The organism is Mesorhizobium sp. B1-1-5 (assembly GCF_006443065.1).
In the GTDB taxonomy this organism is placed as follows: domain Bacteria; phylum Pseudomonadota; class Alphaproteobacteria; order Rhizobiales; family Rhizobiaceae; genus Mesorhizobium.
The window spans coordinates 128150-144736 of the sequence record NZ_VFWS01000001.1; the positions used below are offsets into that span (position 1 = coordinate 128150).

Here is a 16587-nt window from a genome sequence, read left to right on the forward strand (position 1 = left end):
ATGTTCCCGTAGGGCCGGCGTCGAGTGGAGGCTTCGGTGCTGAACTGTTTTTCGAATGAACATGGACAGGTGTCATTGGACGGCTTCTGGAACGAAATCGGGATCAAACTGTGCTTCAAAATCAGACCAGGTCTCTTCTGGGCTAAGGCTGTATATCAGCAAGATGGCCGATTGCTTTGCGGGCAAGCAGGCGGGTGCGAAGTCGCCGAGAGCTGCAACCTGAAGATTATATCCGGGGAGCATGTTGAAAGCTGCTTGTTTGCCCCCCCCTCCAAAGCCAGCTTGCATAGTTCGGGCTACACGGATCGTGTAGCTAACCTCTATAAAGCGTCCGACTGAGAACTTGAAGGTTAGCTGGGCTTCGCCAGAAACCGAACTGTCGCCGTCACGTTTGAAGAGACGTAGGGTGAAGGCAGCGCTAACGCCAAAGCAGGCGATATGCGCCGTAAAACCCGCCGAAAATAAAGCCGCAAAAGTGCATCCCAGTTTGTCCTTCCTGACGAACGCACCTGTAGTGACATAAGCTGTTCCCTGAAGTGGCCCATATCCGATCGACGCTACACCGCCGAATTGAAAGCTCGCTTCGAAAGCTTCGATTCCTTGTGGGCTCGCCTCGAGGGCCATGTATCCCGATCCACCGTATATTCCCGCGGAGATCATGAAGGGATTGTCGAGCGAGCCGAGGGCGGCGCGAACACGCGCACTGCCATTCGAAAATGGCAGCACAATAGCCCCCGCGAAATTGACGTTGGTGAAGGTTACGCCAAGCGTAATAACAGGAAGTCCGATTCGATAACCGGCCTCGATGGAGGGGTTATCAATATGTACGATCGTATACGGACCATTCCCATTCCCGTCACCTCCGAATGACAGAGAACGGGAGAGGTCGGCGAGGAAGCTTAGTTTGTCGCCGAACTTGATATCCTCTGCCCCGAGAGGCGCATTTACGCTTCCGCGCCCATCGTTGACACCCTTGGTGTATGTGACGCCGTCTTTGAACGTAAAGGTCATGATCGAGAGGATATCGAGTTCGAAGGCGGTGACCTTTCCGTTCACCTCGGTTTGTGGAGCGCCGGGGTTGTCGAGCCGTATAGTCGCCTTTCCACCAAGTGTCAGAATCTGTTCGTTGCCGATAGGACGAAACGTTCCTATGCCAACCGAAGTTTCCTTGAGCGGCAGTGACAGGCTGCTCTTCAGTGTTCGGGTCGTCGGGACTGCGTTGGCCAAACCATCCGCGATCTGTTGCCGCAGAGATTCGACGTCCAGAACTTTAGTGATTTGTGATCGAACCCCTATACGCGAAAAATATTCGATATGATGCAATATTCTTTGCGGAGCGGACCTTCCGCTCTGCCACTGAGCCAATACAGCTGTTAGTTCGGCTATCGCTTTTTTGCCACTAAGACTCGTTGTCTCTTCCGCGAGCCCATCGTTAACCTGATCCGAGCAGGTGCCATCGCCGCGCGGAACCAGTAGAATGAACTTCTCCCAGCTCTCTCCGCAGGCGTCCGCTACATCGTTTCCGGGTGAGCCGAACAATTTTGCAATGAGCGCGAATGCGCCCTTCGTAGGCTGTTGAGGAGAACCAAATTTTTGCTGGATACTCCGATATACTTGGTCCCTCCGGTCCCTGATATCTTGGTAGACAACAGCGATTTGGTTCAAAACCTTCCCGGCAGCATCATCGAGATTGGGCTTGAACCCCTTGAGCAAGTTTGCCATTGCCGGACGAAATATCTGGTCAAACAGGTCCGCCTCTGCTTTCCGCAGGACTTCGGTCGCTATTTTCTTCACGGCCGTTCCTACGTCATTACCGGCCAGCTTCTGGATTGCCGCAAGATTAGGAGACTGAGCGGAAGCAATAGTAACAAGCTGGGTCTCGACAGCATTCCTTGCAATTTCAAGCTCTTTTAGAGCTTCGCCTTGAGCGTCAATTGCGCTGGTCAACCCTCCCTGCATCTCCGGGGGAAGCGCCTTGACAAGCTTTGCTAGCTCGTCAATCGCGGCCTTCCACAGCGCTTGCCCATCTGACGTGGCGCTGCGGAGCGCAATCGTTTCTGCGTCGAGCATTGCTGATCGCAAGAGCTCGATCATTTGCTTCTGGATATCCTGCCAAACTGGCAGAAGGCCTGATGCACCAGCCGGCAAAGCGGGTGGGGGGACGTCCCTTGGAAAAAGCGATGCGAAATCGAGCCACATAGCGAGCAGTGTCTGGCGCTGAGCGTTCAACGCCGCCACCGTTTGGACCGTGCTTATGTCAAATCTTATACACGCGAAATAATTAGGGATTGTGGAAATAGCACGCTCCACAAGGACTTGCGTGGCGTCTATCTCTGGGGAGACATTTGCCAGAAATTCGCTGAGAGCTTTCTCCCATGCGCTGAGGAAGATTGTCATAGTATTGACGGCCGTCACGAATTCGCCTGGGCTTTTACTGGCGAGATTGGTGCGAATCGTCTTGATGCCATCGACCGCGTCTTTAATCGTTTTAACCGCCGACTTTGCTGTCGTGCTTGAATCGTCAACAACGGCATCGAGAAGCTTACGAAGGCTTCCGATTGCCTGTGTGCACACGCTATTGGACAGTTGGACCAAGCCATTTACCTGGTTTTGGACGGCTTCCGCGTCGTTGATCGCGTCGACGGCCAATTGCAAAGCGGTGCCAAGGCTTGCTCTGTCGAGTACACTGCCGAGATTCTGCTCAGCAAGGGAAATGACGCTTTTGGTTAGCCCGTAGAGAGGTCCCTCACGCAGGCCCATGACCTTTGAGGGTAGCGCACCGACTCGTTTCGTGATTTCTTCTATCGGATTTCTGTTTTTCCAGACTTCAGGGTTGCCGGCGACGACGGCGACGTTAGCGGAGAATTTTGCGAGATCATTTGCATCCGCTCCGGCGTCCATAATCAAAACGACGGTGCCCGGCAGGCTTTTCGCCGCCTCGGCGACGAGTTCTGTAAGCTGATCTTGAATGGTGTTCCAAGGAGCAAATGTTTGAAATGTCTTGGCGATTTCTTGTTGCGACGAGATGAGGTAAAAACGAAGCCGCTCTGCGAAAGTGCTTATCGGCGTTCGCGCAATGGTTTCGAGTTCGCGTACAACTCGTTGCCCCAAAGTCCAGATCTCGGTCGCGGAGTCGACTTGTTTCGCAATCCTTTCAGCATCACTGAGCGTTTGGTCGGCATCAGGCGCCTCAATCACCGTTATCAATGCTTCGCCCAAATCGTTCAGCGCGCAGGTGAAGTCCGGAAATAGCACCGAGCCAGTATTTTCGTCGAGTTGCTGCCGGAGAGCTTGGATAGGACCCTGAAGTTGTTTCGCGACATCGAGGAGTTGCGTCCCGGTGAAGTTTGTGATTTCCTCAAGGAGAGGAATATGGCTGCCAAGATCACCTGTGACAGCTTCGATGAAAACCGTCAGCTTGATCAGGCCAAAGAGGGTGGCGTCCTCACCGAAATGCCCAATAGCTAGTTCCTTGTTGTCATACCTCCTAGGCGTGCCCCCCGACGAACAGGCTCCTGGCGAGATCGGTGGCGACCCAGCGGCCCCACCCGCCGCAGGGTTCGTTTCGACCCCTGGCGATTGTGCGGTTGACGCTTGATCTTGAGGGGGAGCTTCGGCTGCAGTGGGAACAGCCCTGCAGTCCTTGAAGCCGGCCGGCTGCGGCCCGGCAATCCCGAAGCGCCTGTTCAAACCATAGATTACCTTGGCTGGCCTGGCGACGGTACCAGCTTGGTCGCCATGGTCACCCATATTGAGCTTGGGAAGCGGATCGTTCGTGACACGCAAAAAGGTCTCGGGGTCTGCTATCCCGCAATATTCCGGGGGGTTGAAGCCATTGTAAACGTAATTCTTTTCGTACTCGACCTCCAAAACCGGAGCGGCTGACCCCGTTAGCCCTTGGATCTGCTGTGGTCGGATTTGGGCTTTGGTCATCCGCGGGTAGAAGGGCGGCTGTTCAGCCGCAACCAGTTCAGAATTGAATGCGAACTCGCTGTCGCCCTTAACCGCCTCTAGCAATTGCCAGTCGGTGACGAAAGTGCACTGACCCTTGCGCTGTTCGTCGGCATAGGTTCGCAGAGCGCCGTTGTGTTCTACTTTGTTCCACTGCTTCGGCTTATCAAGATCCTTCGACTCGCCAGTTTCTGCAACCTTCGCGTCCTTTGAGGGTTTGAGGGTATCGTCGCTTTCGGGCTTTTCTCCTCCATAGTATTTCGTGAGCGCCTCGAGAGTTGCCGGATCGCTGGCCGCTCGATGGTCAGCGAAAATTAGCGCCATGGAGATAGGCGTTGGTTGCCCATCGACACGCATACGGAATCTTACTGTACCTTTCGTCCCAATGTCCGTGCGTGGCCAGAAGACAATCCCAGCCAGTTGGCCCAGACGTGGTTCCTCTCCTTTTGCTCTACGATCCACCCAACCCCTGATGCGACCATGAGGGCCGGCTCTTGCAGATCCTAGCATCCGGTTGATCGTCTCAAGACGGTTCTGAGGCAAGTCTTCCGCCGTGCCTGCGAGGGGGAGTGGATCTATTAGCGGTTTGTCGTCCAAAGGATCAACGAGATCAGGCGTGCGAAGGGTAAGAAGCGAGATTTCCCGAGGCTGAAAATCGCGGCCTTCGAAGGATTGCGCGACCGCGGGATACTGATGTGAGGCCTGCGTGACCTCAATGTAGATGCGGGTGGCCTGTTCGACAGAATATCCGAGCGACGGACGTTTGGGGTCTATTGGCCGCAATCGTGGTTCGGTCACCTTGACGAGAGACGCTTTGTGACAAAGTGGAAATAGATATCCGCGGCGGACCACGGTCGTAATTATATCGGACCCGTCAGAAATTAGCTCGCGCCAGTGCTGCAGACTGTAACTCCTGAAGTAGCTGTTCTTGCTCCCATTGGCGCTCCCGGCGGTCACCAATGGGAACGTTGTGTCGAGGTCGAGCATGGCACCCGTTGCGCCCAACGCGAGCCGCCGAGTTCGCAAGGGGACAGGCAAATAGATGGCAATTGGGGTTTTTGGATCGCTGTCCGTGATATAGTCGTTGCTGGGCGGCGCAATCTGACTACTTACCTCTTTGTCCTTCGAAGCGATAACTGGCAGGCCGTACATGGACGTGAGAGCCACCAACTCCGCCTGATCCTGCGGGCTCATAGCCGTTCGGTACCAACGGCCGCTCGGAGATTGCCAGCGTTCGAGTTGCTTTAGATCGTCTGAGGAAGCACTCTTCAGAAACGTGTCTCGTTTAAATTCCTCAAAATGCTCTGACCAAATCGCTCGCAATGACGAGACTTTTTGCTGTTCGAAGAGACGTGCCTGCCATATCTGCGTCAGAGCGGGTGCATCCGCGGAGCAGTCGGGCCGGCGCGGCGCCCCCTTAGGCGTGATCCACCGAGCGTCTTGCGCTGGGGATAGTATCAAGCCTGTCGGAATTTCAAGGGCGGTGTGAAAGTCGCTCGGCTGCTGAACCAAAGCGGCGATCTCACGAACACGGGCATCACCGGTCTTCTTTTCCCCTACCTTGATGCCTCGGTTTGTCAGGATTTCAGCAGAACGCGATTCCTCAATTAGTTTGTCCCTATCCAGATACTGCCGGGAGGCGCGCTGCACGACGCGCAGCTCAAACTTTTCCCAGGCGGTCAAGCTCTCAACGGTGAGCGGGATAGGATCATTCGCTAGCGAGAAGGCCAGGCGTGACGGCTCTGAAATCCAAGCCTCGACTGGGCGGCGAAAACCCTCCAAAACCTCGTCAACCGAGTCGCCATCGCGAAGGGTGTCAGACTGACTCCTTCTGAATTTCTCTAGCCGCTCAATCAGAGCCGCTTGCATGCCTCGCTCCTGCTGCTCCTTTTGCGGAGGCGTCAGGTCAGGCAGCTTCAGCCCTGCCTTCTTCCAGATCGATTGCAATTCCTCCTCGGAGAAGGGCCAACTTGGTAACAAGATCCAAGGGTGTCTAGCCCGCGGGTTATTCGGATCGATCGGGTGTTCCGGATCGAAGTTCTGAAAATCTCTGAAATCGTCAGAACGCGCGCTAGCTTCTTTCCAAAGGTCGTCAACGTCGTCGGGTCGCGTGACAGCGCCTGACTTGTTGTTTTTAACCCAATCAGAGGCGTCCGAGCGGCTCATTGGAAACACAGGCCGCGCCAGGGTTTCCGCAGCTTCGTCAAAGTCCGCCGCAGTGAATTTCTCGGTGTCCTTCTTGCTAATCAGCTTGTCGAGCCGCTCCCTCCTATTTTTCACTGCAAAAACTCGTGCTGCTCTCCGCGCTTCAACAGTAAATAAGCCAGTCGGTCCAATCCAAACACCAAATTTCTGACCGTCGGCTTGATCCCACTGATTCGCAAATTGTGCAAAAGGGCTATAACCTCCGTCCGTTTGTTCCTTTGCCGTTTTTTCATCCTGAATTGCCTGGCGTAGCTTTTGTGATTCCTGGCTGGTAGGCGACAGTCCTTGTAGCAGTCTCAATTGCGCTTGGGGTACGGCATCGCCCGCGTCGGGCAACGGATGCTCCTGGCGCAGAAAACTTCTTTCCATGATGTGCTGAGGCGGAAACTCGGCTAGCAAAACCGCCTCGTCGGGCTCGGTCGCGGAGTCCATCTGGTCGGAGTGCAGCGGGACGAGTTCTACGCTTTTGTTGATCGACAAGTCGATATTGTGGAATTGGAAAGACAGGCAAAGTAGATCCTGTCCTCGCCACAAGCGCAACTTGGCGCGGTCGGGCAGCGGAATTCTTAGAACCGAATCCGGCGTAGCGTATGCAAACACGGGTGAAGGACGATCAAGCGAGAGCACCTTGGTCTTTGCAGGCGGTGCGGAAGCGTGAAGCAACCGCAGAGCGGCCCCCCCTAGGTCAAACCGTGTACGGTCCACTTGATCCAATGCCAATGTCGTCGACATTAGGCGAACGTCCATAGAGAATGACTTCAGTTTGCCACTGCTTGCCGTGACCTCGATTGGACGCGTTGACACATGATCAATACCGTCTTCTGCAACTTTGGCTTCGAACGAGGTTTTCGGCGTATTCAGCCGCCACAGGTCATCCATCGCTTGGATTGACCAATGTTGATCGCGGCCCTGCGAAGTCCGCGTGGCGAGTTGACAGCGGACCTGGGTCGCTTCGCAACGAGGGCTATGAATTAACAGATCGAACGGTCCTTTCAATGAAATCCCACGGTCGCGCCAGAAAGTTGCCGTAACGCCAGTCGCTGCTCGTAAATGCAACTGCATGTATTTGCTTTTGGCGAGGTCGAATTCCGCCGGCGTCTCGTCATTTGTAAGTTGAGCGCACTCGTTCCCGTCAACGTGCGAAATAAGTAATCGACGTCCAAAGAAACGGTTGCCGAACGCTGCGAAAAGCTGGCGGCCCTCGGCTTCGAGCGCCGTCTCTTGCGAGGCGGTATCGAATACCAGGGATGCCCGGTTTGGGCAGGTGACCTGACCTCCGAAGAGACGTGCGACCAACTCGGCTGGCTTTCTTGCTATTAGCTTAGCTGAAAATCTAACGGCTTTAGGCTGCTCTGGCAGAGGAACAACAGCCACAGCTGTAATAGAGCGTCCAAACCGCCACGTTCCACTAATCGTCCAGCCATGGCCGGATTGTTGGAGGATGAAATCGATCCGGCGTAGGTCGTCCCGGATCGTTCGGACGATCGTTAACTCGTTAGTCGTCTGAACTATTCGCGTCGCTCCGGGAAGGAGTCGTTCTGGATCAAGACGCAGAACATCTGCGCCGTCCCGGCGAACCACGAATCCGGTGAGATCATGAACAAAGTGCGGTCCTGCTGGCTGTTCGTCCGCATGCCCCGAAGTTGTCGCAAGCACCGTAGCGCCAACTCCTCCTAGAAACTCCCGTCGAGTGATCTTGTTCATAGCTAGAAATAACTCGCCGATTGATTAGCTAGAGCCTACGAATGCGTTGGAAGACTGTATCGAGTTTGATTGTCAATTGCGCCGATCTGGGGGAGCAAGCCCCTGGATCCCGTTACATAAGCAGCCTCCTCAAGCAGAAAGGCATACGGACCGCGATCGGTCAGAGCCTTTTGAACTTCCTTATAGAGCGACAACTGCACCTCAGGGTCCTTCTCCTGCGCTGCCTTCTTGATCACCTCGCTGATCTTCGCGTCGTGCCAATGGCAGTACCAAGCAAGGGTGTGAGGCTCGTCGAACATGTTGACATCCTCCCGATCAGAATTGGCGCAAAGTGCGTTTGCATTACTATGCGCGTGGAGATAGTCCGAACTCAGGGTGATGAGCGCGAGCTGGTGTTTGCGCATTTGCAACCGCTCACGAAAGGCACCGGCGGACGATGCGGCATTGAGCTTGAGCGTTATACCGAAAGGCGCCAATTCCTTGGCTAACCAAATGGCCACCGCAGATCGTCCGGCGCTCACAACGAAGTCGAGCTGAAGGTCGCCTGCGTGATTGGCCAGCGCAGTCTTTGCTTCACCAACGTTCCAAGCTCGGGTGAATTCGTCGACCAGAGAATTGCCCACTACGGATGGCCAAAATCGATCGCATGCGTCCCACCTTACGGAGTTCAGCCAACAGGCTAGTGCATTAGTGTTGATGGCTTTGCGAATTCCTGTACGGACCTCCGTGACGTCAAGCGGCGGTTCGGCGGTGTTCATGCACAGAATGAGCAGGTTAGCTTTGCGCTCTCGGAGAGCGTGGACAGTATCTCCGTTCGATTTGGAACTCACAGCTACGCTGGGTGAAGTGCACATTTTGGAAGGCGCACTCGGCGCATTCCAGGCAACCTCAACTTGCCCACACTGAAGCAGACGTTGCTGTTCTCGGGGATCAGGTACATTTCGAACAATTAGCGGGAGGCCCATGATCGCCTTGGAGTTGTCTGGATGATAGGCGTTTCGCTGCAAAACGATCTCATCGGTGCGCACAGCGTTTGTAATCTGGAATGGACCCGAGCCCGCGCTATTAAATCTTAGCCAAGCCTCACCATCGTCGTGGGAACCTGGCGGGTAAGGGGGACTGAGTTCTGGGGAGTAGTGGCGCCTCACTAGGGCACTATCGAGGATACTGCTGCTCGCAGACGTCAGGCAGTGCAGTACGATTTGTTCTTCCACGAAGCTTGGAAGCGTAAGGACCAGCACATTGGGCAAAGTCTTGTCGACTTCGATACAGCTCGGCGCGTTCGTCGCGGTGAGGCCGAGATGAGCAAGTGGGAGTGCTGGGCCGCTGTTGATCCAGAGTGCTCGCCTGAGACTGAAGACCACATCAACTGCAGATATCTCATTTCCCGAAGCAAACCTGCGACCGTCTGCGACCGTAAATCGCCAGACTGATCCGTCATTCTCCCATGTAGCCAGCCCAGGTGCGAGCTTTCCGCCCTCTAGGGTGATGAGCGTATCATATAGGTTGCCGATGAGCTCAAAGGCTGATGAGGAGAACGCGATGTGCGGGTCAAAGCTTTGGATATCGCCAATTTGCTTCGCAATAACGATGTGTCCCTTGTCCGGCTGATCGCATTTCGCAGCCGAAGTTGCCCGCCCGATGGAAGGCATCGCCAACCCGCCGGCTGCTATCAAGCCCAACACACCCCGGCGATGTATAGGCGCCACGGGCAAGCTCCATCAATGAGGAAGGCACTAAAAAACGAGCGGCGGCGCGACTGAGCGCCAGCCAAGTTCCCCCGCCCCCACGTCAAACGTAGAGTAGAGCTACAAAAATATTGAACTCAGAATGCGAGTGTATATTCTACCTGTCAAGACAGCTGAAGACACGCCGCTCGCTTTTCTGTGGGCGGCCGTGCTCGCTAGGCGGCTGTGTCTATCGCTCCGCCGCGAACGCAAGTTCGTCGTCAGGCTATACTATGCAGTAAATGTAGGCGCTGTGGCACGTTATATCATCAGGGGAGATAGTGATGGGCGTGAATGTGCAATTGCAAAATGTGACTGTCGATGGTGATTGGATCGAAGGCGATATAGATATCGAGATCGACGAGCTTGGTTCGAATGTCAGCAAGACCACACACTTCAAGACCAAGAAGGACTTGCAGCAGGATGGACCTCGGGGGTGGATTTAAGCTGCAATATACCGGCACCTTGGAGCCGCCGAACAATGCCTGCATTTCAGGGCGGATTTCCCTAGGGTTTCTAGGTGTGGATTTGCCTAAGCAATGCGTGGCCCTTTAAGATAGGAGAATTTGTAGTGCTGAAGAACGCGCTCATCTTTGCTGCATTTCTTGTGTTCGGCCTTCCGGCGGCAGCCGCGTCGTCGGTTCCGTGTATGGGAAGCGATCTAACGGGCGCGGAAACGGCGCAAGCGGACGCGAAAGGCACGCTTAATTCGGCAATTCATTTTCTGGCAGGTGGAGACGCCAAGACTCAACAGCTTGTGACGCGTTGGTTTGGTCGAAGTGATCAGGCAACAGTGGCCGCCGTCTCATCGGTCCTTTCCCGGACGTCAGATTGGGTCGACAAGGTTGCCCTCTACTGTCTGTATGAGAATGATGGAACCTTAGTGGACTCGGTGACAGCACCTGACGGCTCGATTATCTTGCGTGACACTGCGGGTAGCACGTACGCGTACGTTGACCCCGGCGATCTTACAAAAATCAATCTCGGGCTTGCTTTTTTCAACGCGCCGGCAATCGGCGTGAACAGTAAGCTAGGTACGATCGTTCATGAAGTTACACATTATTTTTTGACAGGTAATACTGACGACATCGGGTATGGAAAGGACGATTGCCTGCAATTGGCTAAAGATAATCCGGAGTCTGCGTTAAAGAACGCGGACAATTTCGAATATTTTATCGAAGAATGGATTTCATCATAGGATGAGGAGTCGTGCATTCGCGTGACCTCGCCGAGTCGCTGTTCTAGTCGATGAGCTTGAGGCCTTTGAAATCCGACTCGCCAGTCAAGCCATCAAACTGTGTAAGTAAGCAATACTGAATGTTTCGGGGGATGGCCATGTTGGCTAGTAAAAGTGCTCGCCGCTTGTTGGTGACATTCTCGTTGACCGCTAACATTGCAGCGGTCTCGGCGGCGGAAAACACCTGTGAATGCACTAAAAATCAGAAAGCATCAGCCAGCGCTCATGGGACGTGTTCGGTTGCTGACCTCGCAAGCAAATGCACGATAACATTTGAGGCTGGGAAAGCGAAAGAGGTTGCCCTGCAAGAGATCGAGAAGCAGGGCTTCCTGAACGGTCTGCAGTTCTTCAAAAGCGGTCAGGGCGATGCTATTACCCAAGGATTACAGGTTCTCCACGACCCACAGGATGTATTCCAAGCAGCTGGGACCGATGCCTCTGCATTTGCAAACACCCTCTTTTTGGCGCTCTCGCCTGCGATTGTGCAGGCTGATCCCTCAGCCTTGAAGCTCTCCCTTGACGTCCTCCAGAGCAACTCTGGAGACGTTGCGAGCGCATTTGCAGACTTTAACGCGGGTTCCCCCAAGCAGATAAACGGCGAATTCAGCAATAGCACGCTTTTTGTTCAGCACGGTTGCGTCGCCATTGTAAAACAATCATGGCGGGTTTTTTTGAAAACTGAATGGTCTTCAGCTTCTTCGGCAGGCTGCATACCTTAATAAGAGATGGCGGCGATGCTCGAAGCAATTTGGGAAGCAGTACCGAGGGTTCAGTCGACTTTTGCGCTGGTAGCGTTCCTTGCCGCTGCGTGTCTAACAGCGTACATATTGACCCTTCGTCATCGAGCTAAAGTAATCGAAGGTGCTTCCGATGATCTGCGTGCTGATTTGGTGAACGCCCTAAACGAATCTTTTCATATAGACACAAGCGGTATATCGAAAGTTCAGAGATATAATCTCGCCATGCAGATGCTTCGTGAGCGGAGGAGTCGGCTTGCGATGTGGCTCGTGTTCAGTGTTGTGGTGCTTTTAATTTTAGCGGGATGGACAGCCTATTCTACGGTACAAAACTTAGTGTCTTTTGAGGGCAAGCTCGGTTTGTTGGTCAATTCGATGAAGGACGATCCCAACTCTCCGGCTGTAACTAACTCTTCCGACATTTCGGATTTTTGGGTGTCGAGCACAACTGCTGCCTCTACGCGGGCTCTAATCCTACGCGTCTGCGAGACCAACACCTGCCTATCCTGTAAACAGGATGGCCGAACAATTCGGGTCTCTGCAGACGGGCCGCTTAAATCTTACGATGACAAGAATGGGGTTAGCCTCAAAAGCTGCCAGTGAGGTCAGGCGTTTCCTGGGCAGGACGACCTTGCTTGCTGGCTGTGTGGTGCTCACATTTTCGCTGCCGGCATCGGCGACGAACACACCGTGCAGCGGGCACAAAGGCGGGATAGCGCACTGCCAAGGTAGCACCTTTATTTGCAATGACGGATCTGTCAGCGTCAGCAAGAAGAACTGCGCGGTCTACATGGGTGGTAATCTCGGCCTAATGGGAAGCGAGCAAAGGGAGATGTCTTCAGCCAGCGTACCGGATGATTGCTACTGCCGCTCTGGCCAGTTCTGTGTCGGTCCGAGGGGAGGGCACTACTGCATCACTGACAGTGGTTCGAGGAGCTACCTTCGCAACTAGCTCGCCGTAAAGAACGGTTCTGGGTGGATACGTCTCAGTGTGAAAGACTAATTTCACACTGAGGAGTCGTTCGGGCTCTGAGAGCAGTCGATGACTCAAGACGGCGTAATTTCCAGAGTCTGAACGGCCGCTTTGTGCCTTCATGTCGGTCGTTCTGGGCGGCATGGCGATGAACTCGAAGCGGACTTTCGTAGCAAACCAACTGCGGCCTCACCAGGGCCTGTCTACGAACTAACACCCGAGAACCAGAGCGCAAATCATCAGAGTTATATTAAATATTGCTAATATCATATATCGGCACCTTTCGTTCAACATCGAGTTCAAATATTTCTTCAACCCCTGCTTGCGCTCGAAATGGAAGCGGGGCATGAATATCTAAGTACTATTTCCGAGCCTTACCGGGGGGTAAGTGGATTCCGTCACGCCTATAGTGGCTGGACTGGACAGCGGTGTCATTTGCTTGACGATGTTGACCCAGTATTTGCGCCAGCCTGCAGATCCTGATGCCATCCGCCATGATCTCGGTCTTGGCGAGCGGGTGGCCGATCGCGTCGATATCGTGAGGGCGGCAAAGCGGTTGAAGCTTAAGGCCAGGATCGTGCAGCCTTCGCCGAAGCGATTGGATCGCTTGCCGCTGCCCGTCATAGTGGAGAAGGAGGACGGGAGCTTTGCCGTACTGGCAGCCGCTTCCGCCGGCAAGGTGCTGGTGCAGGACCCACAGGTTGGCACGCCACGGGAGATGACCCGTGAGGAATTTGCGGCGCTCTGGAGCGGACATGTCATCCTGGTGACCAGCCGCGCCTTTGCGCAAGGGTTTTCCAGACGGTTCGATTTCTCCTGGTTCGTCCCGGAGATCATCCGCTACCGCCGGATTTTTGCCGAAGTGCTGCTGGCCTCCTTCTTCGTGCAGCTGCTTGGCCTGATCTCGCCGATTTTCTTCCAACTGGTGATTGACAAGGTGCTGGTTCACAACGGCCTGACCACACTGGAGGTGCTGGTCATCGGCCTGTCGGCGGTGTCGATGTTCGAGGTGCTGCTCACCGGGCTTCGCACCTACATCACCATCCACACTACCAGCCGCATCGATGTCGCGCTGGGCGCCAAGCTCTTCCACCACCTGCTCGGCCTGCCGATCGCCTATTTCGAGGCGAGGCAAACCGGCCAGACCGTGGCGCGCGTGCATGAACTCGAAAACATCCGCGCCTTCCTCACCGGCTCGGCGCTCACCGTGCTGCTCGATGTTCTGTTCCTCTTCGTCTTCCTGGCGGTGATGTACCTCTACAGCGGCTGGCTGACTTTGATCGTCATCTGCTCGATCCCGGCCTATGTCATCCTGTCGATGGCGGTGACGCCGGAGTTCCGCCGCCGAATCGAGGAGAAATTCAACCGCGGCGCCGAGAACCAGACTTTTCTTGTCGAATCGATCGTCGGCGTCGAGACGCTGAAGGCCATGGCGGTCGAGCCGCAGATGCAGCGGCGTTGGGAAGACCAACTCGCCGGCTATGTCGCGGCCGGCTTCCGCACGGCAAGGCTTTCCAACTTCGCCAGCAACACGGCGCAGTTCATCTCCAAGGCGGTGATCGTCGCCACCATGTGGTTCGGCGCCAAGGCGGTGCTGGCCGGCGACATGACGGTCGGCCAACTGGTCGCCTTCAACATCATGGCGGGTCGCGTCGCCGGTCCGGTGCTGCGGCTGGCGCAGCTGTGGCAGGACCTGCAGCAGGTGCGCATCTCGGTCGATCGCCTGGGCGACATCCTCAACGCGCCGGTCGAGCTTTCCGGCGGCGCGGGGCAGGGCTCATTGCGCAAGATCGCTGGGCATGCCGCCTTCGACCACGTCACCTTCCGCTACAGGCCAGGTGAGCGCGAGATTTTGAGCGACGTCTCCTTCCGGGTCGAACCCGGCGAGATCATCGGCATCGTCGGGCCATCGGGTTCCGGCAAGAGCACGGTGGCAAAGCTTTTGCAGCGGCTGCATGTGCCGGAGCGTGGCCGCGTGCTGATCGACGGCGTCGACCTGGCGCTGATCGATCCGCGCAGCCTGCGCCGCCAGATAGGCGTGGTGCTCCAGGAAAACATCCTTTTCCGTCGCACCGTGCGCGAGAACATTGCGCTAGCTGACCCGGCGCTACCGCTGGAGCGCGTCATCGAGGCGGCAAAACTTTCTGGCGCACATGAGTTCATCGTCCAGCTCAAATCCGGCTATGACACGGTATTGGAGGAGCGCGGCGCCAACCTGTCCGGCGGGCAGCGCCAGCGCATCGCCATTGCTCGTGCGCTGGTCAGCAACCCGCGCATCCTGATCTTCGACGAGGCGACCAGCGCGCTCGACTACGAGTCCGAATACGTCATTCAGCAGAACATGCGGCAGATGGCAAAGGGGCGTACGGTGTTCATCATCGCGCATCGCTTGGCGGCACTCCGCGACGCAACCCGCATCCTCACCATCGAGGCCGGCCGCATCACCGAGCAGGGCACGCACGAGGAGCTGTTGCATAGGGACGGTCGCTACGCCCAACTGTACCGCCTGCAGGCCGAGCAGCGGCCGGCGGCACCCCAACAGGAGGCGGCGGAATAGACCATGGGTCGCTACTGGAACGCCGTGAAAGAAGGATTGGCGCGGGAGGCGGCCACAAAACGCCCGGCGCTCAATTGCCACGAGCGCGAGTTCCAGGCCGCCGCGATCGAGATTCTGGAGACTCCGGCTTCGCCGGCTGCGCGTATCTTCGCCGCCCTGATAATGGTGTTCGCCACCGGCGCGCTCGCCTGGTCTTGGTTCGGCCGCATCGACACCTATGCCACGGTGCAGGGCAAGCTGATCCCGATCGGCAAGGTGCAGGTCGTTGAACCGCTAATCACTGGAACGGTGAAGGCGCTGCATGCCAGGCTAGGCGCCCATGTCGAGGCGGGTGAGGTGTTGGTCGAGCTCGATCCTTCCCAATATGCCGCTGAGCGGCAGAAGCTCACGGGCAATCTCGAAGCCGCTCAGGTCTCGGAGGCCCGGTTCAAGGCGCTGGTCGCCGCAGTGGCACAGGAAACCAATGCGGCCGATGCCGATTTCGTACCCCCCGCTGGCGCGCCGAAAGTGCTCGTCGACCTGCAGCGCCAGCAGATGCGGCAGTCTCTTGCCGCCTACCAGGCCGAGCAGGCAAGCCTTGAGGCGGCAATCGCGCAAAAGCGCGTTGAGATCGAACGCGGTAACCGCACGCTGGTTGAGCGCCGCAAGCTGGTGACGCTCGCCGGCGACAGGTTGGATGTCTACGAGCAACTGGAAAAGCGCCAGGTCGGGATCAAGACCAGCACCATCGAGGCGCGCCAGGGCGAGCAGGACCAATTGATGGCGGCGGTCGATGGCGAAGGGCAGGTGGCCGAGTTGGAGGCCACCGTCCTGACGCTGATCGCGCAGAGGCGCGAAAGGCGCGAGGCCTATCTCGATAAGGTCAACACCGAGTTGGTCGAGGTCGACCGCTCGATCGGCGAATTGAAGCAGGATTTCGCTAAAGCCGAACTGTTCGAGCGCTCGAGCGTGCTGAAATCCCCCGTCGCCGGTCGCGTGCAGCAACTGGAGGTCAACACGCTTGGCGAAGTGGTGCAGACCGGTCAGAGGCTGATGGTGATCGTGCCCGACGGCACTAAGCTCGAGATCGAAGCCATGCTGCTCAACCGCGATAAGGGTTTTGTCCATGAGGGGCAGGAAGCGAGAGTGAAACTGGAGGCCTTCCCCTTCACGCGCTACGGCACCCTCGACGGCGAAGTGGTGACGGTCTCCAACGATGCGATCTCGGCCAGCGCGCCGCAGCAGGGGCTGGGCGCCAAGCAGGAGACGGCGCATGACACGGCCGGGCCGCTGGTTTTTCCGGTAAGAATTGCGCTCACCGAGACGTCGATATGGGTCGAGGGTAAGGACGTAACGCTGACTCCGGGCATGTCGGTGACGGCCGAGGTAAAGACAGGCGATCGGCGCGTACTGGAGTTCCTGCTCGACCCGCTAATGGAGATGGCGGATGAGGCGTTCCATGAGCGGTAGAGGGGCGAGTCTGCTCGACCGAGCCGGAGCAACGCCGTGGGCCATAC

The 16587-nt window shown here is 56.2% G+C and carries 7 protein-coding genes; 5 read left to right on the forward strand and 2 right to left on the reverse strand.

The window, feature by feature from the left end:
• Positions 1-72: 72 nt before the first annotated feature.
• A complete protein-coding gene (locus tag FJ980_RS00750) occupies positions 73-7860 on the reverse strand; it encodes a hypothetical protein (RefSeq protein ID WP_140541058.1) in 7788 nt (2595 codons plus the stop codon).
• Positions 7861-7895: 35 nt separating this feature from the next.
• On the reverse strand, positions 7896-9536 hold the full coding sequence (locus FJ980_RS00755) for an ABC transporter substrate-binding protein (RefSeq protein ID WP_140541059.1): 1641 nt from the start codon (positions 9534-9536) through the stop codon (positions 7896-7898).
• Between the two features lie 335 nt (positions 9537-9871).
• Between FJ980_RS00755 and FJ980_RS34550 the strand changes: the two genes are divergently transcribed.
• From FJ980_RS34550 to FJ980_RS00780, 5 genes are all read left to right on the forward strand, one after another.
• Entirely contained in the window at positions 9872-10033 is a 162-nt protein-coding gene (locus tag FJ980_RS34550; RefSeq protein ID WP_181181062.1) for a hypothetical protein, read from the forward strand.
• 125 nt (positions 10034-10158) lie between these two features.
• Positions 10159-10785 carry a M35 family metallopeptidase gene (locus FJ980_RS00760; protein WP_140541060.1) on the forward strand — a complete coding sequence of 209 codons (627 nt, stop codon included), beginning with the start codon at positions 10159-10161 and terminating at the stop codon, positions 10783-10785.
• 137 nt (positions 10786-10922) lie between these two features.
• Positions 10923-11543 (forward strand): hypothetical protein, encoded by a 621-nt coding sequence (locus FJ980_RS00765; RefSeq protein WP_140541061.1) that lies wholly within the window; start codon positions 10923-10925, stop codon positions 11541-11543.
• A 1379-nt stretch (positions 11544-12922) separates the two neighbouring features.
• Entirely contained in the window at positions 12923-15091 is a 2169-nt protein-coding gene (locus FJ980_RS00775; RefSeq protein WP_281406292.1) for a type I secretion system permease/ATPase, read from the forward strand.
• A 3-nt stretch (positions 15092-15094) separates the two neighbouring features.
• Positions 15095-16540, forward strand: a complete 1446-nt coding sequence (locus FJ980_RS00780) for an HlyD family type I secretion periplasmic adaptor subunit (RefSeq protein ID WP_140541062.1) — start codon at positions 15095-15097, stop codon at positions 16538-16540.
• Positions 16541-16587: the final 47 nt, after the last annotated feature.